This window comes from Serratia sp. P2ACOL2 (assembly GCF_003691565.1).
GTDB classification, from domain to species: Bacteria; Pseudomonadota; Gammaproteobacteria; order Enterobacterales; family Enterobacteriaceae; genus Serratia; species Serratia liquefaciens.
In genome coordinates this window covers 600,199-623,005 of sequence record NZ_CP033162.1, presented here as the reverse complement: position 1 = coordinate 623,005, position 22,807 = coordinate 600,199, and the positions used below count along the sequence as shown (strand labels likewise).

The window sequence follows — 22,807 nt, the reverse complement described above, 5'->3', positions numbered from 1 at the left end:
TGGGAGATAATCCAGGAGTACGCCCCGCTGTTTATGGAAGGCGCCTGGATGACCATCAAATGCACCATTATCTGCGTGATACTGGGCACCACCTGGGGGCTGCTCCTCGGGCTCGGTCGTCTGGCGCAGGCATCACACGGCATCTGGAAACCGATACTGCATTATGGCGTTCAGTGGCCGGTGCGCATCTACATCAGCGCCTTCCGCGGTACGCCGCTGTTTGTCCAGATTATGGTGGTGCATTTCGCGCTGGTACCGCTGTTTATCAACCCACGTGACGGCCTGCTGGTCACCAGCGGCCTGATGAGCACCGATTTCGCCCGCGCGTTGCGCTCCGATTACGGCGCATTTCTCTCCTGCGTGGTGGCGATTACGCTGAACGCGGGTGCTTACGTCTCGGAAATTTTCCGCGCCGGCATTCAGTCTATCGATCGCGGTCAGATGGAAGCTTCGCGTTCGCTGGGCATGAGCTACGGCAAAACCATGCGCAAAGTGATCCTGCCGCAGGCGTTTCGCCGCATGCTGCCGCCGCTGGGCAACAATGCCATTGCCATCGTCAAAGACTCTTCGCTGGCCTCCGCCATCGGTCTTGCCGATCTGGCCTATGCCGCCCGCACGGTTTCCGGCGCCTATGCCACCTATTGGGAGCCCTACCTGACCATTTCGCTGGTCTATTGGGTCCTCACCTTCCTGCTTTCGCTGATGGTGCAACACATGGAAAAGAGGTTCGGGAAAAGTGATTCGCGTACATAACCTGCAAAAACAATTCGGCGAAAGCCACGTGCTGCGTGGTATTTCCTGCGAAATCGCAGCCAACGAAGTGGTCTGCGTCATCGGCCCGTCCGGCTCCGGTAAAAGTACCTTCCTGCGCTGTATCAATGCGCTGGAAACGCTGTCCGGCGGTGAGATCCTGGTGAATGGTTTTGCCATACACAGCCAGAAAACCGATCTCAATAAAATGCGTGAGAGCGTCGGCATGGTGTTTCAACGCTTTAACCTGTTCCCGCACATGACGGTGCTGGAAAACATCATCATGGCGCCGATGGGCGTGAAAAAGCTGTCGCGCGCAGAGGCCATACTGCGGGCAGAGGCGCTGCTGCAAAAGGTGGGCCTACTGGACAAAATCGACGCTTATCCCAACAGCCTGTCCGGCGGTCAGCAACAGCGGGTCGCCATTGCTCGCGCGCTGGCGATGGAACCGAAAATCATGCTGTTCGACGAACCGACCTCCGCACTGGATCCCGAGCTGGTCGGCGAAGTGCTGGCGGTGATGAAGTCATTGGCGCACGAAGGCATGACGATGGTGGTGGTGACGCATGAGATGGGCTTTGCCCGTGAAGTGGCCGATCGGGTGCTGTTTATCGATCAGGGGATCATTCAGGAAGAAGGTTCGCCACAGCAGATTTTCAGCCAGCCGGCCAATCCGCGCACTCAGGCTTTTCTGAGCAAAGTTTTGTAACCTTCGGCACGGCTTTGCAATGCTTCGGGCGCAGGCGACTGCGCCCTTCCCCTCACCAACCGGTCAAAAAGCTGAACACCAGCCAGAACAGGCACAGAACGATGGTCCCGGTCAGCAACAGCGTAAAAATCAACCGACCACGCAGCAGCATGCTGAGCGTGATGCCAATCAGCACCGAAACCGGCATCAGCGCCAGGAAGAACGGCCAGGTGTAGAGCAGGAAGAAAAGGGTGTTGGAGCCGTAAACCAAAAACGGCACTGCGAAGGCCAGCCAGTAGAAAACAAAGCCGCAGACACCGCCCAGGAACGAGTAAGAGGGCTCCTCTTTCTCCTGGTTTGCGTCAATCAAGATAGGCGAGACATTTTGCATAGCGATCCCTGGTTATTCGGCGCGCTCTCCGGCGGGCTTAGCGTAAAAAGCGTATGGCGCAAAAACGCCACACGCTTTTCTGAATTCAGGGTTTGATAATAGCCCGACCACGCAGCACGTCTAACAATTGCGCAATCAAATTTGTTACCAATTGTTGGCCATCAAGGTGAATATCCGGCCGTTGCGGCGCCTCGTAAACCGAGTCGATACCGGTGAAATTACGCAGCTCGCCGGCACGGGCTTTTTTGTACAATCCTTTCGGATCGCGCACTTCACAAACCGCCAACGGCGTGTCGACAAACACCTCGATAAAACGATCTTCATCCAGCAGTTCTCGCACCATCTGCCGTTCGGCGCGATGTGGGGAAATGAAGGCGGTCAACACCACCAGGCCGGCGTCCACCATCAGTTTCGCCACTTCGCCCACGCGACGAATATTCTCGCGCCGGTCGTCGTCGGAAAAACCCAGGTCGCGGCACAGGCCGTGACGCACGTTGTCGCCATCCAGCAGATAGGTGCTGACACCATAGGCGTGCAGTGCCTGTTCCAGCGCGCCGGCAACGGTAGATTTGCCCGAGCCGGACAGCCCGGTAAACCACAGCACCACGCCTTTGTGGCCGTTGCGGACTTCGCGATCCGCACGCGTTACCGCATGCGGATGCCAGACCACGTTGTCATCATCCGGCCCGGTCGGCCGCAGTTGAGCGTCGGTCACGTTATTTTCCCCCAATCAGGTCGCGCGCGCCCCAATGTGGGAAGTGTTTACGCACCAGAGCATTCAGTTCCAGTTCAAATGCGCTGAAGTCGCCGGCTGATGCCTGAGCGTCCTGCAAGGTTTCGCGGATCAAACCAGCCCCCACGGTGACGTTGCTCAGGCGATCGATAAAGATCAGCCCACCGGTATCGTGGTTGCGTTGATAGCTGTCCAGCACCAGCGGTTCATCGAAGGTCAGTTCGACCAGACCGATGCCGTTGAGCGGTAAAGTGTCCGCCTGATGCTGCGCCAGCGAGTTGATTTCCACCTGGTGGCGTATGCCTTCTACCCGCGCACGGGTCTTTTTGCCGGCCACTTTGATGTCATAGCTTTGGCCCGGCAACAACGGTTTTTCAGCCATCCACACCACGTCCACCAGCGCGCTTTGCGCCGCTTTCAGGGTTTCCCCGGCATCGACCAGCAGATCGCCGCGGCTAATATCCACTTCATCTGCCAGCACCAGCGTGATCGCCTCGCCCGGCACCGCTTCCTGCAGATCGCCATCAAAGGTCACAATACGCGCTACGGTAGATTCCACGCCGGAAGGCAATACCTTCACGCGTTGCCCTACGCGCACTACACCGGCGGACAGCGTGCCCGCATAGCCCCGGAAATCCAGGTTAGGACGGTTGACATACTGCACCGGGAAACGCAGCGGTTGCGTCTCGCGTTCGCTGATCACATCCACGCTCTCCAGCACCTGCAGCAGCGTCGGGCCGCTGTACCAAGGCATCTGGGCGCTTTCACTGGCCACGTTGTCGCCATCCAGCGCCGACAAAGGCACAAACTTGATGTCGAGATCGTTCGGCAACTGCTGCGCGAAGGTCAGATAGTCCTGTTTAAACTGTTCGAACACCGACTCTTGGTAATCCACCAGGTCCATTTTATTGACCGCCACCACCAGATGGCGAATGCCCAACAGCGTGGCGATAAAACTGTGCCTGCGGGTTTGATCCAGAACCCCTTTGCGTGCGTCGATCAACAGGATCGCCAGATCGCAGGTCGAGGCCCCGGTCGCCATATTGCGGGTGTACTGCTCATGCCCCGGCGTATCGGCAATAATAAATTTACGCTTTTCGGTCGAGAAATAACGATAGGCTACGTCGATGGTAATGCCCTGCTCGCGCTCGGCCTGCAGGCCATCGACCAGCAGCGCCAAATCCAGTTTCTCGCCCTGGGTGCCGATGCGTTTGCTGTCGCTGTGCAGCGTAGACAGCTGATCTTCGTAGATCTGACGGGTATCATGCAGCAAGCGACCGATCAGGGTGCTTTTGCCGTCATCGACGCTGCCGCAGGTCAGGAACCGTAACAGGCTTTTGTGTTGCTGCGCATGCAGGTAAGATTCGACCCCACCCTGCTCAGCGATTTGTTGTGCAATTGCATTGTTCATCCGGCGGCTCCTTAGAAATACCCTTGACGCTTTTTCAGCTCCATCGAGCCGGACTGATCGCGGTCGATCATCCGTCCCTGGCGCTCACTGGTGGTGGAGACCAACATCTCTTCGATGATCTCCGGCAGCGTCTCCGCTTCGGAATCCACCGCACCGGTCAGCGGCCAGCAGCCCAGCGTGCGGAAACGCACCATGCGCTGGCTGATCACTTCGCCAGGCTGCAGATCGATACGATCGTCGTCCACCATCAGCAACATGCCGTCGCGTTCTACCACCGGACGCGGTTTTGCCAGATACAGCGGCACGATGTCGATTTTTTCCAGGAAAATGTATTGCCAGATATCCAGCTCGGTCCAGTTCGACAGCGGGAACACGCGAATGCTCTCGCCCTTGTTGATTTGGCCGTTGTAATTGTGCCACAGCTCCGGGCGCTGGTTTTTTGGGTCCCAACGGTGGAAGCGGTCACGGAATGAATAGATACGCTCTTTGGCGCGTGACTTCTCTTCGTCACGGCGGGCACCGCCAAAGGCGGCATCAAAACCGTATTTGTTAAGCGCCTGCTTCAGGCCTTCGGTTTTCATGATATCGGTATGCTTGGCGCTGCCGTGAACGAACGGGTTGATGCCCATCGCCACGCCTTCCGGGTTCTTGTGGATCAGCAGTTCAAAACCGTACTCTTTCGCAGTGCGATCGCGGAATTCGTACATTTCACGGAATTTCCAACCGGTATCCACATGCAGCAACGGGAACGGCAGCGTACCCGGGAAAAAGGCTTTACGCGCCAGATGCAGCATCACGGAAGAGTCTTTACCGATGGAGTAGAGCATCACCGGGTTGCCGAATTCAGCGGCGACTTCACGGATGATATGGATACTCTCCGCCTCCAATTGCCGCAAATGAGTGAGTCGTTTTTCGTCCATAACAGATCCTTAAGCCAAATTCACGACGGCGGGACGAGAGGCCCCTTCCGTCTGCGGTTGATGCCCAAACCAGGCAATTTGATGATGCAGCTCTACCACTTCGCCGATCACCAGCAGCGCCGGCAAAGGTGCCTGTTGAGCCAATTTTTCAAGCTGTTGCAGCGTGCCGGTTTGCACCAGCTGATCCGCACGCGTGCCGCGGCTGATCACCGCCACCGGCGTGGTGGCCGCGCGTCCGTGGGCTATCAGGCGCTGGCTGATGTCCGCCGCCTTCATGGTGCCCATGTAGATAGCCAGAGTCTGACGCGCTCGCGCCAAGTCTGCCCAGTCCAGCCCGTCCCCGTCGGGACGGCAGTGGCCGGTAATAAAAGTCACGCTCTGCGCATGATCGCGGTGCGTCAGCGGAATGCCGGCATAGGCCGTTGCGCCGGCCGCCGCGGTAACGCCCGGCACCACCTGGAACGGAATGCCCGCAGCGGCGGCCACCTGCAGCTCTTCGCCGCCGCGGCCAAAGATAAAGGGATCTCCGCCTTTCAATCGCACCACGCGCTTGCCCTGCTGCGCCAGTTCCACCAACAGGCGGTTGGTTTCTTCCTGGATCACCGAGTGTGCCCCGGCACGTTTGCCCACGCAGATGCGCTCGGCATCGCGACGCACCAGATCCAGAATCTCATCGCTGACCAGATGATCGTAGAGCACCACATCGGCCTGCTGCATCACCTGCAGCCCGCGCAGGGTCAATAACCCCACGTCGCCCGGCCCTGCGCCCACCAGCGAAATTTCGCCCTGGGTGCCTTCGCCGCCCTGGGCAAACTGCTGTAAATCCTGCTCCAACTGCCGCTCGGCCTGTGCGGACTGGCCATTGGCCACCAGCGTGGCAAAACGTCCGCCGAATGTTTTTTCCCAGAAGCGACGACGTTCGCCGAGCGCATTCAGTCGCTGTTTTACCTGGCCGCGCCAGCGCCCGGCCACCTCCGCCATCTGCCCCAGGCTGGCGGGCAACAAAGCTTCGAGTTTTTCACGCAGCATACGTGCCAGCACCGGTGCCTGGCCGCTGGAAGAGACGGCAACCACCAGCGGTGAACGATCGATAATCGACGGAAAGATGAACGAGCAGCGCGGCTGATCGTCGACCACGTTAGCCAGCACCCGGCGTTTATCCGCTTCGGCAAATACCTCGGCATTCAGCGCGCTGTCGTCGGTTGCGGCAATCACCAGGAACACCTCATCCAGTTGCTGAGCGGCAAAAGCCGGCCCCTGCCAGCGGATGAGCCCCTGCTGATGCAGTTCTTCGAGTATGGGTGAGAGTGACTGCGCAACTATCCGTATTTCAGCCCCGACGCGCAGGAGAAGATCCACTTTGCGCGCAGCCACTTCGCCGCCGCCAACGACCAACACCGGGCGTTGTTTCAGGTCGGCAAATATAGGTAGATAGTCCACAACAGCCTTTTCATATATGCAGAATGATAGTGTGACTATACGGGCTGAGATTTGGCCTCTGAAATGACGAAAAGGAATGACTAGTTCAATAATGGAATAAGGCGCAGTGCGTCGGGGTTTGCGGCAGTTATGCGCCGGACAAGGCCGTGATCATTATTCTGACCAGGCATGCGTCAGGAGGCAGATGTTAAAACCAAAACTTCGCGGCGGTCATGCACAAAGCAGCGGCGGCCAATATAGTGCTAACCATCCATTTGGTCTGACTGGCTACCTCCTTATGAACTAAACCGATCTCCCGGTGCAGCAATCCCACTTCCTTATGCAAATCGCCTTTGGTGACAAACTCCACTGAACGTGTGGTCAGCGTGGCCAAATCGGTTTTGAGCTGATTAAGAGCATGATCCACATACTCGGCTTTTTTCTCTATCAGGCCGATCCTGTTATCACATTTGTCCAACATCAGGGTTTCTCCTTCGATCCGTAAGAACCGTACCGCCGAATCATAAACCACTCTACTGGCAGGGTTAAATAGTGATTCTCGTAATATGCCAAGCATTTCGCAAAATGCGCCGCACGGGCCATCAATCGATATTCATCGTTGCGCACAGCGCCGAAACTTTGCCCAGGCAGCACCAAATTTAAGAGCGGGAGAAATTGTTTAATCTTGCCGACCGTCTCATACTGGACACCGCAAAAATAATCGGTCTCGTCGATATCAAAGAAGGATTTTTCGGTATGTTTTCCCGCTTTTACCTGAAAACCGGCCTGCTGGTGGCAGCGCTCGGCGGTGTTTTCAGCGTTTCTGCCGCCACTCAGCCCGCAAAAGAGGCCCCGATGGGCAAATTCGCCGCCGAGCAGACTCGCCACATCGCCACTTATTTTCCTGGCCGCATGGCCGGTAGCCCGGCGGAATTGCTCACCGCAGACTATCTGAAACAGCAGTTCAGCAAGATGGGGTATCAGAGCGATATCCGCAGTTTCAACACCCGCTATCTGTACACCAGTAAAGACGGCAAGAAGAACTGGAATAACATCACCGCCAGCTCGGTGATCGCCGCTAAAAATGGCAGCCTTCCTCAGCAGATTCTGCTCGTGGCGCATTTCGATACCTACACGCCGCGAAGCGACGCCGATCTGGACAACAATCTCGGCGGCTTGACGCTGCAGGGCGTCGACGACAATGCCTCTGGCGTCGGCGTGATGCTGGAACTGGCGGAACGCCTTAAGAACATCCCCACCGCTTACGGCCTGCGCTTTGTCGCCACCAGCGCCGAAGAACTGGGTTCGCTAGGCGCGCAGAACTACCTGCAGCGCATGAGCGACGAAGAGAAACGCAATACCCTACTGGTGATTAACCTCGACAGCCTGATTACCGGCGATCGCCTGTATTTCAACGCCGGTCTCAATACGCCGCCAAAGCTGGCGAAACAGAGCCGCGATCGCGCACTGGATATTGCCCACCGCTACGGCATCGCTGCCGCCACCAACCCGGGCAGCAAAGCACACCCGAAAGGCACCGGCTGCTGTTCCGATCAGGAAGTGTTTGATAAAGCAGGCATCCCGGTGCTGTCGGTCGAAGCCACCAACTGGTCACTGGGCGATAAAGATGGTTATCAGCAACGCGCCGTGAGCCCGCACTTCCCGCAGGGCATCACCTGGCATCGCCCGCAGTACGATAACCTGCAATATCTGGAACGCAATCTGCCAGGGCGTATCGACAAGCGCAGCCGCGAGAGCGTGCAGATTTTGCTGCCGCTGATGATAGAACTGGCTCAGGCGCACCCACCCAAAGCACAAAAACAGAAAAAGTAGTCTCTCTGAAAACGCCAAGGGCCCAGCGAATGCTGAGCCCTTTGACGATGTTGATACGTGATTAGCCTTCGTGCAGGCCACACTCACGCTTCAGGCCAAAGAAACGGGTTTCTTCTTCACTCATGCCTGGTTCCCACTTCTGCGTGGTGTGAGTGTCCCCCACTGACAGATAGCCTTGTTCCCACAGCGGGTGATAACTGAGGCCGTGCTCGGTCAGGTATTGATAAATCTTGCGGTTGTCCCAGTCGATAATCGGCAGGATCTTGAACACCCCACGTTGCACCGCCAGTACCGGCAGATTGGCGCGGCTGCCGGATTGTTCGCGGCGCAGGCCAGCGAACCAGGTTTGCCCGCCCAGAGTTTCCAATGCGCGGTTCATCGGCTCAACCTTGTTGATCAGGTTATATTTTTCGATACCTTCAACGCCCTGCTCCCACAGTTTCCCGTAGCGAGCCTCCTGCCAGGCGGGCGACTGCTCGGCACGAAACACCTGCAGGTTCAGCTTCAGTTTGTCGACCAGCTGATCGATAAACTGATAGGTTTCCGGGAACAGATAGCCGGTATCGGTGAGGATCACCGGAATGTCCGGTTTGATCCGCGTAACCAAATGCAGACATACCGCTGCCTGAATGCCGAAACTTGAAGAGAGCACAAACTCACCGGGCAGATGTTCCAGCGCCCATTCCACGCGTTGCTCGGCGGAAAGCGTTTCCAACTGGCCATTAACTACCGCCAGTGCCAACGCCTGCCCAGACTTGGGCAGCGCATTCAGCGCCGCCAGATCGAATTCAGCCATGTTGCCAGCCTCCTGATGCTTGAATCATACCGCGCGGATCGGCCCCCGGTGAAAGCGGGGCCAAACGGCGTCAGTCCCAGAAATCCTGCGCCGAATCAATTACCGGCTTAACCACCCCGGCGCGAATAGTGAAATCACCAAAGCCTTCGCCCGCGTTACGCTCTGTGGCCCAGCGGCCCACCAGTTGGTCAATCTCTCGCAGAATTTCTTCTTCGTTGATATTTTCACGGTACATGCGCGGAATACGCGTACCTTCACGGTTGCCACCCAAATGCAGGTTATAGCGGCCAACCGCTTTACCCACCAGGCCAATCTCCGCCAACAGCGCGCGGCCACAGCCGTTCGGACAACCAGTAATGCGCAATACGATGTGCTCGTCACCCACACCGTGGCTGTGCAGGATCCCTTCCACTTTAGTGACGAACGCCGGCAGAAAACGCTCGGCCTCCGCCATCGCCAATGGGCAGGTCGGGAAGGATACGCAGGCCATCGAGTTTTGACGCTGCACGCTGACCCCGTCGTCGATCAATCCGTGTTCACGAGCGATCGCTTCGATCTTCGCCTTCTCGCTTTCCGGTACGCCGGCAACGATCAGGTTCTGGTTGGCCGTCAGACGGAAATCCCCTTTGTGGATCCTGGCGATCTCGGCAACGCCGGTTTTCAACGGGCGTCCCGGATAGTCCAGAAGACGACCATTCTCGATAAACAGCGTCAGGTGCCACTGGTTATCAATGCCTTTAACCCAACCAATGCGATCGCCGCGGCCGGTAAATTCGTACGGGCGGATCGGTTCAAAGGTGATACCGGCCCGTTTTTCCACTTCGGCACGGAAGGTATCAACCCCAACGCGTTCCAGCGTGTATTTGGTTTTGGCGTTCTTGCGATCGGTACGGTTACCCCAGTCGCGCTGAGTGGTTACCACCGCTTCGGCGACCGCCAGCGTGTGCTCCAGCGGGATATAGCCAAATTCGCTAGCCTTGCGCGCATAGGTTTTCTTGTTGCCGTGTTCAATCGACAGGCCGCCGCCTACCAGCAGGTTAAAGCCCACCAGCTTGCCGTTTTTGGCAATAGCGACAAAGTTCATGTCGTTGGCGTGCAGATCGACGTCGTTTTGCGGTGGGATCACCACCGTGGTTTTGAATTTGCGCGGCAGATAAGTCGCCCCGAGGATCGGTTCTTCGTCGGTGGTCGCCACTTTTTCCTGATCCAGCCACACTTCAGCATAGGCGCGGGTACGCGGCAGCAGATGTTCGGAGATCTTTTTCGCCCACTCGTAGGCTTCCTGGTGCAGCTCGGACTCCACCGGGTTAGAGGTGCAAAGCACGTTGCGGTTGACGTCGTTAGCCGTAGCCAGCGCGTCCAATCCCAGACGACCCAACAGCTGGTGAACCGGCTTAACGTTGCCCTTCACAATGCCATGGAACTGGAAAGTCTGACGGTTGGTGATGCGGATGCTGCCGTACAGCGTGCTTTCCTGCGCGAACTTATCAATGCCCAGCCACTGCTGTGGGGAGATAATCCCCCCCGGCAGACGGCAACGCAGCATCATGGCGTGGCGCGGTTCCAGCTTCTGTTCGGCGCGTTCGGCGCGGATATCACGGTCGTCCTGCTGGTACATTCCGTGGAAGCGGATCAGCAGGAAGTTGTCACCGTTAAAACCGCCGGTCAGGCCGTCCTTCAAGTCTTCGGCGATGGTGCCGCGCAGGAAGTTACTTTCTTTCTTCAAACGCTCGGCATCGGCCAATTTGCCTTCGACCACCAGAGGCCCCGGGTGTTTATCACTCATCAGTACACATCTCGCTGATAACGGCGCTCAAGGCGCAGCTCACTTAAAAATTCATCCGCCAGCTCGGTATCCATGCCACCGTGCTCGGCCACCAGTTCTAATAATGTGTTTTCCACGTCTTTTGCCATGCGGTTCGCATCGCCACAGACGTAAATGTGCGCGCCTTCCTGGATCCAACGCCACACTTCCGCGCCCTGTTCGCGCAGTTTGTCCTGGACATAGACTTTATGCTGCTGGTCGCGTGACCAGGCCAGATCGATGCGGGTCAGCAGGCCATCTTTCACATAGCGCTGCCATTCGACCTGATACAGGAAATCTTCAGTAAAGTGCGGGTTACCGAAGAACAACCAGTTCTTGCCGCCGGCACCGTCAGCATCACGCTGTTGCATAAAGGCGCGGAACGGCGCAATGCCCGTGCCTGGCCCAATCATGATCACCGGAGTTTCCGGGTTGGCCGGCAGGCGGAAATTGTCGTTATGTTCGATGAACACCCGCACGTCACCATCTTCTTCCAGCCTATCGGCCAGGAAACTGGAGGCACCGCCTGCGCGGGCGCGCCCTTCGATGTCGTAACGCACCACGCCGACGGTCACGTGCACTTCGTTTTCAGTCTCGGCTTGCGACGAGGCAATGGAATACAGGCGCGGCGTCAACGGACGCAGCAGGCCAATCAACTGCTCGGCGTTAAGATCGGCAGGCGCCTGTCGCACCATGTCGACAATCGGCGTGTTGTGCGCGTAATGCTGCAGCGCGGCTTTATCCGCTAACAAACCAATCAGCTTCTCGTCGCGCGACAGAGCCGCGTATTTATCGACGATTAGCGTGGTGTTCTGCGTCAGTTCAAAATGGCTGCGTAACGCTTGCGAAAGCGGCAAGGTTTTTCCTTCCACTTCCACCGGTTCGTCGCCCTTCAGCCACAGCAGTTGCACCAGTTCATCCACCAGCGCCGGGTCGTTATCGAACCACACGCCCAGCGCATCGCCCGGTTGGTAACGCAGACCAGAATCACCCAGGTCGATTTCAATATGGCGCACGTCTTTGTCTGAGGCCCGGCCGGTAATTTTTTGCTTCACTGCCAGTTGTGCGGTCAGCGGCTGTTCTTTGCTGTACGGGCTGCTGTCGATCAGGTCAATCGCACCGCTGGCCAGCACGCCCGGTGCGGCGTTTTCAGCCGGTGCGCGCGCTTTCAACACCTCCACCACCTGTTTACGCCAGGCGGTAGCCAGCTCCTGATATTCCACGTCGGCATCTACCCGCTCGACCAGACGCTCAGCACCCAGTTCGGCCAGCTTGCCGTCGAAATCTTTACCCGACTGACAGAAGTTTTCGTAGGAAGTGTCCCCCAGGCCAAAGACCGCAAACGCGGTTTCGTTAAGCTTCGGCGCTTTCTTGGAGAACAGGAATTTATGCAGGGCAACCGCCTCTTCCGCCGGCTCACCTTCCCCTTGGGTGGAGGCAACGATCACCAGCAGACGTTCCTGGGCAATTTGCTTGAATTTGTAGTCGCCGGCGTTAACCAGCGTGACGCTCAGCTTGGCGGCCAACAGATCGTCGCGCAATTGTTCCGCCAGGCGGCGAGCATTGCCGGTCTGCGAGGCGGAAATCAGCGTGATGCTGGCGGCAGCGGCGGCAGGCGGCGCAATGGCTACCGCACCAGGCTGTTGATTAACCATTCCCCAGAAATAACCTGACAGCCACGCCAGCTGCGTCGGTGAATATTCACCAATCGCCGCCTGCAGGCGCGCCAGCTGTTCGGGTGTCAGCGGGAGCATCGATGTTGGAGGAGCCTGAGTCGTCATTGCAGTACTTATTTCCTATACTTGGCACCTATCCAGCCAGGTGCTCGCCAGTGTCAGTCGCTGTCTTTTCGTTCAGTCTGCGGTCCTGAAAAGATCAGGAGAGTTTGTAAGGTTACCGAGCACAATAGCAACGATTAAATAAGGGATAGAAATAATTAATAACCAAAATGACTAAGCTGTTTTTCTGGTAACGGATAGTGCTTAAAGCGCTAAGCAGAGATTTTTATCGCACTGAAAATAAAGCTGTTTTTTTAACGTTATTTGAATGAATCGCATTTACCACTCATTACCCCAACCGATAGGTCCAGTCGGTACCAAACAAAAAAAGTGTTAACCGTGCATTGACCACAGCAGCGGTAGACCATAGCGGTATAAATGGCAAGCAGGCTCCGTTTCCGGTAAACTTCGGCGGTTTTTGAGTCAATGAGGCCGTAATAATGGCAACCACGCTGTTTAAAGATTTTCAGTTTGAAGCCGCACACCGTTTGCCGCACGTACCTGAGGGCCATAAATGTGGCCGTTTGCACGGGCATTCGTTTATGGTGCGTCTGGAAGTAACCGGTGAAGTGGATGCACATACCGGTTGGGTGATGGATTTCGCCGAGCTTAAAGCCGTGTTCTCCCCTATTTGGGAGCGCCTGGATCACCATTATCTGAACGATATTCCAGGATTGGAAAATCCCACCAGCGAAGTGCTTGCCGCCTGGATCTGGCAACAGCTCAAACCCCAGTTGCCGGAGCTGACTGCGGTGATGGTGAAAGAAACCTGTACCGCGGGATGCGTGTATAAAGGTTAAAGAAAGGGCGCCCAATGGCGCCCTGAATTTTATGCGATGTTCAGATATTTATGGGTCTGCATCGACAGGCGCCAGTTGCGCGCAATGCAGGTTTCGATGCACAGGCGAGTCGCCTCTTCCTTCTGGCTGATCGGCTGCAGCGCGATAATACGCGGCTTCTCATCATGCAGCGTCGCCAGCAGCGCATCCAATGCTTCGATATCACGCTCACGCCCAACCGGGTGCTTCACTTCATCAGCGCGCTGCAAAGCCTGATCCAACACCTTCATGCCGCCGCGCATATTCACCTTGGGGGATACCGTCACCCAGGTTTTCGCCGAACACCGGATTTCGTGGGTGCCGCTGGTCTCAATCTGGCAGCCGTAGCCGTTGTCTTCCAGCAACTGGGTCAGCGGAGTCAGATCATAGATGCAGGGCTCGCCGCCGGTGATTACCACGTGGCGTGCGGTATAACCCTGTTGACGCATCACCGCCAACAGCTGCTCGGCGTTGGCGCTGCCCCAGGCGTCGCTCTCTTCGGTTTTCACCAGGATCCGCTGCATATCGACTTCCCGATTGGCTTCCTTTTCCCAGGTATGTTTGGTGTCGCACCAGCTGCATCCTACCGGGCAGCCCTGCAAGCGAATAAAGATGGCTGGAACGCCGGTGAAAAAGCCTTCGCCCTGCAAGGTTTGGAACATTTCATTAATCGGGTACTGCATCGGTTTCTCAATCTGGAAAGGTAAAAAGGGATTATCGCAGATTCCAGCCCGGCGACCAAACGGGCGAAATTGTATTAAATTTTATCCTACCCGCCTTCGCCAGCGTATCTCACCGGCTATCCGCTTCATTTTATTTGCTTACTGAGCAATCTCCTTGTGTTTACGATGTAATCTGCTTCGCAAAAACAACATTTATTTAACGCATAAGATAAATATATTTGACATAAAGCGCCTGCGCGCAGATGTATAGACAGGCAAGCACAAGCCGGGCATCAGTTCCGGCGATTTATCCACACAATCACATCTGCGTTAGAGGTTGCCATGGCTCATTCCACCGAGTTGAATATTCAGCAGGCCATCGATGACAGCAAATTTTCGCTGTTTCACTGGACCTTGATCATTTTGGGATTCCTGATCCTGGCCATTGATGGCTTTGACACGGCGGCCATGGGGTATATCGCTCCTTCGGTCGCCAAAGACTGGGGCATTGTTAAACAGGATCTGGGCCCGGTGCTGAGCGCCGCGCTGCTGGGCCTGTCCCTTGGCGCTCTGGTCGCCGGACCGATTTCCGATCGTATCGGCCGCAAACGGGTGCTGGTGTTTTCTTGTCTGTTCTTCGGCCTGTCAAGCCTGGCTACCGCCTACGCTGGCTCGCTCAATAGCCTGACGCTGTGGCGCTTCCTCACCGGCCTGGGATTAGGGGCGGCGATGCCGAACGCCATCACGCTGATTTCCGAATATGCGCCACAACGCTGCCGTTCCCTGGCGATTAACACCATGTACTGCGGCTTCCCGCTGGGTGCGGCCGGCGGTGGTGCGATTTCGTCTTGGCTGATCCCGGCGTATGGCTGGCATAGCGTGCTGTTGCTGGGGGCGATCGCTCCGTTGGCGCTGACGGTATTGTTGATCCTGTTCCTGCCGGAATCGGTGAAATATATGGTGAACCGCGGTAAAGATGCGGCAAAAATCAAACGTATTGCCCAGCGTTTTGTCAGCCAGAATCTCGATAACGTGACGCGCTTTTATCTGTATGAAGAGAAATTGGCACAGTCCAAAACCAGCGTCGGCCTGTTGTTCACCCGCCCTTATCTGACCGGCACGCTGATGCTGTGGCTGACGTACTTTATGGGCCTGGTGATTTATTACGTGCTGCTGAGCTGGATGCCGATCCTGATGCAGGGTCTGGGTTATCAACTGGAGCAGTCGGCCATTTTGACCTCGCTGTTCACCTTCGGCGGCACGCTTGGCATTCTGGTGGCCGGCTGGCTGATGGACCGCTGGAACGCCCATAAAGTGGTGTCGAGCGGCTTTGTCATTACCGCCCTGCTGATTGTGGCAATGGCGACCGAGGACAGCCATATCGTGCTGCTGGGTACCTTTATCTTCCTGATGGGCATCACCATGAACGGTGCGCAATCCGGTCTGCAAACGCTGGCAGCCACTTTCTACCCGACCCACAGTCGCGCAACCGGCATAGCCTGGATGCAGGGCATCGGCCGCTTTGGCGGCGTGGCGGGCACCATGATGGGGGCACAGTTGCTGGCCATGCAATGGGAAGTGCAGAGCATTTTGATGTTCCTGTGCGTGCCGGCGCTGATCGCCGCCATCGCTACAGTTTTCAAAATGACCCGAAGAGCGACGCTGCAACCGGCTGACAAACCCGTATAAGGGCTAAACCGGTAGGGGGTCGAACATGTTCGACCCGATTTAACCCATTGATTATGCTATTGGGCGCAGCATGCGGCGCCCCTACCACAAAACAACACAGCACTCTGTCAATAGCTTCTCTCCCTCCAGCGATAGGACTTTTTTATCGCTCGCCCTAACTTGTAATGGGTATGTAAATTTATTGTGATTGGCCGCTCAAAAATGACCCATTTTTAATTCATTTTTGTTGAATAGCTCACTGTTCTTCAGTGCGAGCCTAATAGCTCAGGCGTCAAAATGAAAACTATCACATTGATTTAAAACAAAAATAACTTTCCCTTATGCCTTTTTAGCCGCTCACTGGTCGGTGTTGCATATGCTTGTACATACAAGTATATGTTAATAAACCCTACGCATTGTTATGGCGTGGTGATTCACCCCACCGCACCATGGGATCTGCACCGATACTGTTTGAGGAAAATGCTGTGACTGCAAATAACAAAGTTCGCAATGTCGATGTACGCGCGCCACGCGGCACAAAATTAAATGCAAAAAGCTGGCTGACCGAAGCGCCGTTGCGCATGCTGATGAACAACCTCGATCCGGAAGTGGCGGAAAACCCGCATGAGCTGGTGGTGTACGGCGGTATTGGCCGCGCCGCGCGTGACTGGGACTGCTACGACAAAATTGTCGCCACCCTGAAAACGTTGGAAGAAGACGAAACGCTGCTGGTTCAGTCCGGCAAACCGGTCGGGGTATTCAAAACCCACAGCAACGCGCCACGCGTACTGATTGCCAACTCTAACCTGGTGCCACATTGGGCCACCTGGGAACACTTTAACGAACTGGACGCCAAAGGCCTGGCCATGTACGGCCAAATGACCGCCGGCAGCTGGATCTATATCGGTAGCCAGGGCATCGTCCAGGGCACCTACGAGACCTTCGTGGAAGCGGGTCGCCAGCATTACGACGGCAGGCTGCAGGGCCGCTGGGTGCTGACCGCCGGTCTGGGCGGTATGGGCGGCGCGCAACCCCTGGCCGCTACGCTGGCAGGCGCCTGTTCACTGAACATCGAATGCCAACAAAGCCGTATCGATTTCCGTCTGAAGACCCGTTATGTCGATGAACAAGCGACAGATCTGGACGACGCGCTGGCTCGCATCAAGAAATACACCGCCGAAGGCAAAGCCATCTCCATCGCCCTGTGCGGCAATGCGGCAGACATTCTGCCAGAACTGGTGCGCCGCGGCGTGCGCCCGGACATGGTCACCGACCAGACCAGCGCCCACGATCCGCTGAACGGCTATCTGCCAAAAGGCTGGAGCTGGGAAGAGTACCGCGAACGTGCACAGACCGAACCTGCGCAGGTGGTGACCGCTGCCAAGCAGTCGATGGCTGAACACGTAGAAGCCATGCTGGCCTTCCAGAAGATGGGCGTACCGACCTTCGACTACGGCAACAACATTCGTCAGATGGCGAAAGAAATGGGCGTCAACAACGCCTTCGATTTCCCAGGCTTCGTGCCTGCCTATATCCGTCCGCTGTTCTGTCGCGGTATCGGCCCGTTCCGCTGGGCTGCACTGTCCGGCGATCCGCAAGACATCTACAAAACCGACGCCATGGTTAAAGAGCTGATCCCGGATGACGAGCATCTGCATCGCTGGCTGGATATGGCGCGCGAACGCATCAGCTTCCAGGGCCTGCCGGCACGTATCTGTTGGGTCGGTCTGGGCCAGCGCGCCAAGCTGGGCCTGGCTTTCAACGAAATGGTACGCAGTGGCGAACTGTCCGCACCGATCGTGATCGGCCGTGACCATCTGGACTCCGGCTCGGTCGCCAGCCCGAACCGCGAAACCGAATCTATGCAGGACGGTTCGGACGCCGTTTCCGACTGGCCGCTGCTTAACGCCCTGCTCAATACCGCCAGCGGGGCGACCTGGGTTTCCCTGCACCACGGCGGTGGCGTCGGCATGGGCTTCTCGCAGCATTCCGGTATGGTTATCGTTTGTGACGGCACCGACGAAGCCGCCGAACGTATCGCCCGCGTGTTGCATAATGACCCTGCCACTGGCGTGATGCGTCATGCCGATGCCGGTTACGACATTGCGATTGAATGCGCCCGTGAGCAAGGTTTGAACCTGCCGATGGTGGCCGCGACTCAAGGAGACAAAGCATGAAAGCGCTGACTATCCGCCCAGGCCAACTGACTCTGGCTCAACTGCGCGACGTTTATCAACACCCGGTGACCCTGACGTTGGACGACAATGCCTACGCCGCTATCCAGCAGAGCGTGGCCTGCGTTGAACGCATTGTCGAAGAAAACCGCACCACCTACGGCATCAATACCGGTTTCGGCCTGCTGGCGTCTACCCGCATTGCACCTGAAGACCTGGAAAATCTGCAACGTTCGATCGTGTTGTCACATGCTGCTGGCGTTGGCGCGCCGACCGACGACAACCTGGTTCGCCTGATTATGGTGTTGAAGATCAACAGCCTGTCGCGCGGTTTCTCCGGCATCCGTCTGGAAGTGATCCAGGCGCTGATGGCCTTGGTCAACGCCGAAGTCTATCCGCATATCCCGCTGAAGGGCTCCGTGGGCGCCTCCGGCGATTTGGCTCCGCTGGCACACATGAGTCTGGTGCTGCTGGGCGAAGGCAAGGCCCGCTATCAAGGCGAATGGCTGCCTGCCACCGAGGCACTGGCCAAAGCAGGCCTGAAGCCGCTCACGCTGGCGGCCAAAGAAGGCCTGGCGCTGCTGAACGGCACCCAGGTTTCCGCCGCCTTCGCGCTGCGCGGCCTGTTTGACGCAGAAGACCTGTACGCCGCAGCCACGGTCACCGGCAGCCTGACGGTGGAAGCCGCTCTGGGTTCTCGCAGCCCGTTTGACGCACGTATTCACGCCGTACGCGGCCAACGTGGCCAGATCGATGCCGCCGCCGCTTACCGCCATCTGCTGGGCGAACGCAGCGAAGTGTCCGACTCGCATCGCAACTGCGAAAAGGTACAAGATCCCTACTCCCTGCGCTGCCAACCGCAGGTGATGGGTGCGTGCCTGACGCAGATCCGCCAGGCCAGCGAAGTGCTGGAGGTCGAAGCCAATGCGGTATCCGACAACCCATTGGTATTCGCAGAACAGGGCGATGTCCTGTCCGGCGGCAACTTCCACGCCGAACCGGTCGCGATGGCTGCCGACAATCTGGCGCTGGCATTTGCCGAAATCGGCTCGCTGTCCGAACGTCGTATCTCGCTGATGATGGATAAACACATGTCGCAACTGCCCCCATTCCTGGTGGACAACGGCGGCGTGAACTCCGGCTTTATGATTGCCCAGGTTACCGCCGCGGCACTGACCAGCGAAAACAAAGCGCTGGCGCATCCGGCCAGTGTCGACAGCATCCCGACCTCCGCCAACCAGGAAGACCATGTTTCCATGGCACCGGCTGCAGGACGCCGCCTGTGGGAAATGGCGGATAACGTGCGCGGTATTCTGGCCGTCGAATGGCTGGCGGCCTGCCAGGGATTGGATTTGCGCAAGGGCCTGAAAACCACCGAAAGTCTGGAGCAGGCACGCCGCGTGCTGCGCGAGCAAGTCAGTTACTATGACAAGGATCGTTTCTTCGCCCCCGACATTGAAGCTGCCAGCCTGCTGTTGGCGACCGGTCATCTGACCTCGCTGATGCCTGCGGCATTGCTGCCTAGCCAGGCATAAATAAAACCTACCACGCAGTTTGTTCTGTCCCACCGGGTGCGTTCCACCCGGTGCGGATAGCGCGTGCCTGTTCTGCCGTAAAAACTCGACGGGAAGCAACATGCATAACGAAACAAAACAACTCAGACGCGGACTAAACGCGCGGCATATCCGCTTTATGGCGCTCGGCTCGGCCATCGGCACCGGTCTGTTCTACGGCTCCGCCGGAGCCATCCAGTTGGCCGGTCCTGCGGTGCTGCTGGCTTATCTGGTCGGCGGCGCGGCGGTCTTTATGGTGATGCGCGCGCTGGGTGAAATGGCGGTGCATCAGCCGGTCTCCGGCTCCTTCGGTCATTATGCCAGCCATTACCTTGGCCCCTTGGCCGGTTTCCTCACCGGCTGGACCTATACCTTCGAAATGGTGATTGTTGCCCTGGCTGACGTCACCGCCTTCGGCATCTATATGGGGCTGTGGTTCCCGGACGTTGCCCAATGGGTGTGGGTACTCAGCATCATCATGTTCATCGGCGCGCTCAACCTGTGCAGCGTGAAAGTGTTCGGCGAAATGGAGTTCTGGCTGTCGTTGATCAAGGTGGCGGCAATCGTCGCGATGATCATCGGCGGCGCGGCGGTGATGCTGTTTGGCTTCGGTCAGACTCAGCATGCCACCGGCTTCAGCAACCTGTGGCAGCACGGTGGCTTTATGCCTAACGGCATCGGCGGCGTGGTTGCCTCGCTGGCGGTGGTGATGTTTGCCTTCGGCGGCATTGAGATCATCGGCATTACCGCCAGCGAGGCGAAAGACCCCGCGAAGGTGTTGCCGAAAGCGATCAATGCGGTACCGATTCGCATTCTGCTGTTCTACGTGCTGACGCTGCTGGTGCTGATGGCGATCTATCCCTGGAACAGCATCGGCCAAAACGGCAGCCCGTTTGTTGAGATCTTCAGCAATCTGGGGATCAGTTCCGCCGCCAACGTGCTGAATGTGGTGGTGATCACCGCCGCCATTTCCGCCATCAACAGCGATATCTTCGGTGCCGGCCGCATGATGTACGGCATGGCGCAGGAAGGTCAGGCACCCAAAAGCTTCACTCGCCTGACCGGTAACGGCGTGCCCTGGATGACGGTGCTGGTGATGTCCATTGCCCTGCTGTTGGGGGTGGTGCTCAATTACCTGATCCCAAAACAGGTGTTTATGATCATCGCCTCCATCGCCACCTTCGCCACCGTTTGGGTTTGGCTGATGATCCTGCTGTCACAAATTGCCATGCGCCGCACGCTGACGCCACAAGAGGTCAGCAAGCTGAGCTTCCCGGTTCCCTGGTGGCCGGTCGCACCGGCACTGGCGACGATATTTATGCTGTTCGTCATCGGCCTGCTCGGTTACTTCGAAGACAGCCGCATTGCCCTGTACGTGGGGTTGGTGTGGGTAGCCTTCCTTACCCTGGCTTACTGGTTGTGGGTACGTAAAAAAGGCGGGGGTTCACCCGTCACGTCCTCACCACAGTATTAGTCTCACGAGCCCGCCGTTCCCGGGCTCTTCGTCATTAACGTGGAGTATCAACATGCAAACACGACACAAATTATGGATACCGCTGATCGCGCTCGGGCTGATGACAGGCAGCCTCTCCGCACGCGCAGCAGGCTGGTGCGAATCCGGCAAACCGGTCAAGTTCGCCGGACTGAACTGGGAAAGCGGCATGCTGCTGACCGACGTGATGCAATACGTACTGCAAAAGGGTTACGACTGCAAAACCGACACCCTGCCGGGCAACTCCATCACCATGGAGCAGGCGGTCGGCACCAACGACATTCAGATTTTCGCCGAAGAGTGGATCGGCCGCAGTGAGGTCTGGAATAAGGCCGAGAAAGCGGGTAAAGCGGTCAGCGTCGGCGCCCCCATTGTCGGCGCAGTTGAAGGCTGGTACGTGCCACGTTATGTGATTGAAGGCGATGCCAAGCGTAAGTTGAAACCGCTGGCGCCGGATCTGAAAAGCATCCCGGATCTCGCCAAATACGTGCAGGTGTTTCGCGATCAGGAAGAGCCGGACAAAGGCCGCTTTTACAACTGCCCCGCCGGCTGGACCTGCGAACTGGACAACAGCGCGATCCTGAAAAAATTCAAGTTGGACGACAAATTCACCAACTTCCGCCCAGGCACCGGCCCGGCGCTGGATACCGCTATTCTTTCCAGCTACCGTCGCGGCGAACCTATCCTCTTCTACTATTGGTCCCCTACCCCGATCATGGGCCAGCTCGATCTGGTGAAACTGGAAGAACCGGGCGTGGACAAGAATATCCACATCAAGGTCGGCATTTCCAGCGTGTTTAACCAGCAGGCGCCTGAGCTGGTGCAGGTGTTGTCAAAAGTAAATCTGCCGCTCAGTCTGATTAACCAGAATCTGGCGCGCATGAGCAAGGAACGCATCAGCTCCCAGAAGCTGGCGCTGGAGTTCTTCAAGCAGCACCCGGATATCTGGAAACAGTGGGTCAGCGAAGACGCAGCGAAAAAAATTGAGGCTTCCTTGTAAGCGCTTTGGCATTCCGTGAACACCCACCCGTAATCGGATAGGTTTCGGGCCAGACAGGGGAAAATTTATGTTTCCAGAACGCTTTACCTTTTCCATCGCCGATTGGATCAACCGCTGGGTCGACGTGTTGGTCACCAACTATGGCGATATGTTCCGCAAGATCTCCGACACCTTGCTGTGGGCGGTGATCCACCTCGAAAGCCTGCTGCGCGCCACCCCATGGTGGGTGATGCTGGCCGTGGTCGGGCTACTGGCCTGGCACGCCACCCGCCGTTGGCTGCCAACCCTGGTGATCGTCGGCCTGTTGCTGCTGGTCGGTACCGCCGGGATGTGGGACAAATTGATGCAAACCCTGGCGCTGGTGCTGGTCGCCACGCTGCTGGCGGTGATTATCGGCATTCCGCAAGGCATATTGGCGGCGCGTAGCGATCGCGTACGGGCGGTAATGATGCCGCTGATGGACGTGATGCAAACCATGCCGAGCTTCGTCTACCTGATCCCGGTATTGATGCTGTTCGGCCTGGGCAAGGTGCCGGCCATTCTGGCGACGGTGATCTATGCCACGCCACCGCTGATCCGCCTGACCGATTTGGGCATCCGCCAGGTGGACAAGGAAGTGATGGAGTCCGTCACCGCCTTTGGCGCCAACCGCTGGCAGAAGTTGTTCGGCGTCCAGTTGCAGCTGGCGCTGCCGAGCATCATGGCCGGTATCAACCAGACCACCATGATGTCGTTGTCGATGGTAGTGGTCGCGTCAATGATCGGCGCTCGTGGGCTGGGGGAAGACGTGTTGGTGGGCATTCAGACGCTGAACGTCGGGCTGGGACTGGAAGCCGGGCTGGCGATCGTCATTCTGGCCGTGGTCATTGATCGCATTACTCAGGCTTACGGCCACACCGCCGTTGCGAGGTAACCCC

At 57.3% G+C, this 22,807-nt stretch carries 21 protein-coding genes; 10 read left to right on the top strand and 11 right to left on the bottom strand.

Annotation, left to right across the window (positions count from 1 at the left end; translation table 11 throughout):
- The first annotated feature begins 33 nt into the window (after positions 1-33).
- Both EBA31_RS02935 and EBA31_RS02930 read left to right on the top strand, forming a co-directional pair.
- Positions 34-753, top strand: a complete 720-nt coding sequence (locus EBA31_RS02935; RefSeq protein ID WP_122080580.1) for an amino acid ABC transporter permease — start codon at positions 34-36, stop codon at positions 751-753.
- Positions 737-1,459 carry an amino acid ABC transporter ATP-binding protein gene (locus EBA31_RS02930; protein WP_046374489.1) on the top strand — a complete coding sequence of 241 codons (723 nt, stop codon included), beginning with the start codon at positions 737-739 and terminating at the stop codon, positions 1,457-1,459. The genes EBA31_RS02935 and EBA31_RS02930 overlap by 17 nt, the downstream gene beginning before the upstream one ends.
- Positions 1,460-1,511: 52 nt before the next feature.
- Here the strand turns inward: EBA31_RS02930 and EBA31_RS02925 are convergent, their stop codons facing one another.
- The 7 genes from EBA31_RS02925 to EBA31_RS27000 form a co-directional block, all read right to left on the bottom strand.
- On the bottom strand, positions 1,512-1,829 hold the full coding sequence (locus EBA31_RS02925) for a DUF3561 family protein (protein ID WP_020825263.1): 318 nt from the start codon (positions 1,827-1,829) through the stop codon (positions 1,512-1,514).
- Between the two features lie 85 nt (positions 1,830-1,914).
- Entirely contained in the window at positions 1,915-2,544 is a 630-nt protein-coding gene (cysC, locus tag EBA31_RS02920) for an adenylyl-sulfate kinase (protein WP_122077254.1), read from the bottom strand.
- A 1-nt stretch (position 2,545) separates the two neighbouring features.
- Positions 2,546-3,973 (bottom strand): sulfate adenylyltransferase subunit CysN, encoded by a 1,428-nt coding sequence (cysN, locus tag EBA31_RS02915; RefSeq protein ID WP_020825261.1) that lies wholly within the window; start codon positions 3,971-3,973, stop codon positions 2,546-2,548.
- An 11-nt stretch (positions 3,974-3,984) separates the two neighbouring features.
- Positions 3,985-4,893, bottom strand: coding sequence for a sulfate adenylyltransferase subunit CysD (cysD, locus tag EBA31_RS02910; RefSeq protein WP_020825260.1), 909 nt, complete (start codon positions 4,891-4,893; stop codon positions 3,985-3,987).
- A gap of 9 nt (positions 4,894-4,902) precedes the next feature.
- Positions 4,903-6,333: a siroheme synthase CysG gene (gene cysG / locus EBA31_RS02905; protein ID WP_122077251.1), complete on the bottom strand. Its 1,431-nt coding sequence runs from the start codon at positions 6,331-6,333 to the stop codon at positions 4,903-4,905.
- Between the two features lie 187 nt (positions 6,334-6,520).
- A complete protein-coding gene (locus EBA31_RS02900) occupies positions 6,521-6,793 on the bottom strand; it encodes a hypothetical protein (RefSeq protein WP_122077247.1) in 273 nt (90 codons plus the stop codon).
- Entirely contained in the window at positions 6,793-7,200 is a 408-nt protein-coding gene (locus EBA31_RS27000; protein ID WP_238387519.1) for a hypothetical protein, read from the bottom strand. Before EBA31_RS27000 ends, EBA31_RS02900 begins: the two co-directional genes overlap by 1 nt.
- Between EBA31_RS27000 and EBA31_RS02895 the strand changes: the two genes are divergently transcribed.
- On the top strand, positions 7,105-8,145 hold the full coding sequence (locus EBA31_RS02895; protein WP_238387494.1) for an aminopeptidase: 1,041 nt from the start codon (positions 7,105-7,107) through the stop codon (positions 8,143-8,145). The two genes, EBA31_RS27000 and EBA31_RS02895, sit on opposite strands and share 96 nt — an antisense overlap.
- A gap of 61 nt (positions 8,146-8,206) precedes the next feature.
- Here the strand turns inward: EBA31_RS02895 and EBA31_RS02890 are convergent, their stop codons facing one another.
- The 3 genes from EBA31_RS02890 to cysJ form a co-directional block, all read right to left on the bottom strand.
- Complete coding sequence (locus EBA31_RS02890) at positions 8,207-8,941, bottom strand: phosphoadenylyl-sulfate reductase (protein WP_020825257.1); 735 nt, start codon at positions 8,939-8,941, stop codon at positions 8,207-8,209.
- A gap of 70 nt (positions 8,942-9,011) precedes the next feature.
- Positions 9,012-10,727, bottom strand: coding sequence for an assimilatory sulfite reductase (NADPH) hemoprotein subunit (cysI, locus tag EBA31_RS02885; protein ID WP_046374493.1), 1,716 nt, complete (start codon positions 10,725-10,727; stop codon positions 9,012-9,014).
- Positions 10,727-12,526 carry an NADPH-dependent assimilatory sulfite reductase flavoprotein subunit gene (gene cysJ / locus EBA31_RS02880; RefSeq protein ID WP_041414210.1) on the bottom strand — a complete coding sequence of 600 codons (1,800 nt, stop codon included), beginning with the start codon at positions 12,524-12,526 and terminating at the stop codon, positions 10,727-10,729. Before cysJ ends, cysI begins: the two co-directional genes overlap by 1 nt.
- 437 nt (positions 12,527-12,963) lie before the next feature.
- Between cysJ and queD the strand changes: the two genes are divergently transcribed.
- Positions 12,964-13,323, top strand: coding sequence for a 6-carboxytetrahydropterin synthase QueD (queD, locus tag EBA31_RS02875; protein ID WP_020825254.1), 360 nt, complete (start codon positions 12,964-12,966; stop codon positions 13,321-13,323).
- A gap of 29 nt (positions 13,324-13,352) precedes the next feature.
- On the opposite strand, the gene queE is transcribed toward queD, so the two are convergent.
- Positions 13,353-14,024 (bottom strand): 7-carboxy-7-deazaguanine synthase QueE, encoded by a 672-nt coding sequence (gene queE, locus EBA31_RS02870; RefSeq protein ID WP_115060067.1) that lies wholly within the window; start codon positions 14,022-14,024, stop codon positions 13,353-13,355.
- Positions 14,025-14,345: 321 nt separating this feature from the next.
- Between queE and EBA31_RS02865 the strand changes: the two genes are divergently transcribed.
- The 6 genes from EBA31_RS02865 (at position 14,346) to EBA31_RS02840 (ending at position 22,803) form a co-directional block, all read left to right on the top strand.
- Positions 14,346-15,692, top strand: coding sequence for an aromatic acid/H+ symport family MFS transporter (locus EBA31_RS02865; RefSeq protein WP_046374496.1), 1,347 nt, complete (start codon positions 14,346-14,348; stop codon positions 15,690-15,692).
- Positions 15,693-16,156: 464 nt separating this feature from the next.
- Complete coding sequence (gene hutU, locus EBA31_RS02860; RefSeq protein ID WP_122077240.1) at positions 16,157-17,848, top strand: urocanate hydratase; 1,692 nt, start codon at positions 16,157-16,159, stop codon at positions 17,846-17,848.
- Positions 17,845-19,380 carry a histidine ammonia-lyase gene (gene hutH, locus EBA31_RS02855; protein ID WP_122077237.1) on the top strand — a complete coding sequence of 512 codons (1,536 nt, stop codon included), beginning with the start codon at positions 17,845-17,847 and terminating at the stop codon, positions 19,378-19,380. Before hutU ends, hutH begins: the two co-directional genes overlap by 4 nt.
- Positions 19,381-19,480: 100 nt before the next feature.
- A complete protein-coding gene (locus EBA31_RS02850; protein WP_122077233.1) occupies positions 19,481-20,872 on the top strand; it encodes an amino acid permease in 1,392 nt (463 codons plus the stop codon).
- A gap of 52 nt (positions 20,873-20,924) precedes the next feature.
- Positions 20,925-21,890 carry an ABC transporter substrate-binding protein gene (locus tag EBA31_RS02845; protein WP_122077229.1) on the top strand — a complete coding sequence of 322 codons (966 nt, stop codon included), beginning with the start codon at positions 20,925-20,927 and terminating at the stop codon, positions 21,888-21,890.
- 67 nt (positions 21,891-21,957) lie between these two features.
- Positions 21,958-22,803, top strand: a complete 846-nt coding sequence (locus EBA31_RS02840; protein WP_122077226.1) for a proline/glycine betaine ABC transporter permease — start codon at positions 21,958-21,960, stop codon at positions 22,801-22,803.
- Positions 22,804-22,807: the final 4 nt, after the last annotated feature.

Excerpts from the sequence above, each read along its gene's own strand:
- EBA31_RS02900 (WP_122077247.1), bottom strand. The coding sequence starts at position 6,793 with ATGTTGGACAAATGTGATAACAGGATCGGCCTGATAGAGAAAAAAGCC.
- cysJ (WP_041414210.1), bottom strand. The coding sequence starts at position 12,526 with ATGACGACTCAGGCTCCTCCAACATCGATGCTCCCGCTGACACCCGAA.
- cysN (WP_020825261.1), bottom strand. The coding sequence starts at position 3,973 with ATGAACAATGCAATTGCACAACAAATCGCTGAGCAGGGTGGGGTCGAA.
- queD (WP_020825254.1), top strand. The coding sequence starts at position 12,964 with ATGGCAACCACGCTGTTTAAAGATTTTCAGTTTGAAGCCGCACACCGT.
- cysI (WP_046374493.1), bottom strand. The coding sequence starts at position 10,727 with ATGAGTGATAAACACCCGGGGCCTCTGGTGGTCGAAGGCAAATTGGCC.
- cysD (WP_020825260.1), bottom strand. The coding sequence starts at position 4,893 with ATGGACGAAAAACGACTCACTCATTTGCGGCAATTGGAGGCGGAGAGT.
- queE (WP_115060067.1), bottom strand. The coding sequence starts at position 14,024 with ATGCAGTACCCGATTAATGAAATGTTCCAAACCTTGCAGGGCGAAGGC.
- EBA31_RS02925 (WP_020825263.1), bottom strand. The coding sequence starts at position 1,829 with ATGCAAAATGTCTCGCCTATCTTGATTGACGCAAACCAGGAGAAAGAG.
- EBA31_RS02845 (WP_122077229.1), top strand. The coding sequence starts at position 20,925 with ATGCAAACACGACACAAATTATGGATACCGCTGATCGCGCTCGGGCTG.
- EBA31_RS02840 (WP_122077226.1), top strand. The coding sequence starts at position 21,958 with ATGTTTCCAGAACGCTTTACCTTTTCCATCGCCGATTGGATCAACCGC.
- EBA31_RS02850 (WP_122077233.1), top strand. The coding sequence starts at position 19,481 with ATGCATAACGAAACAAAACAACTCAGACGCGGACTAAACGCGCGGCAT.
- EBA31_RS02935 (WP_122080580.1), top strand. The coding sequence starts at position 34 with ATGGAAGGCGCCTGGATGACCATCAAATGCACCATTATCTGCGTGATA.
- EBA31_RS02890 (WP_020825257.1), bottom strand. The coding sequence starts at position 8,941 with ATGGCTGAATTCGATCTGGCGGCGCTGAATGCGCTGCCCAAGTCTGGG.
- EBA31_RS02865 (WP_046374496.1), top strand. The coding sequence starts at position 14,346 with ATGGCTCATTCCACCGAGTTGAATATTCAGCAGGCCATCGATGACAGC.
- hutH (WP_122077237.1), top strand. The coding sequence starts at position 17,845 with ATGAAAGCGCTGACTATCCGCCCAGGCCAACTGACTCTGGCTCAACTG.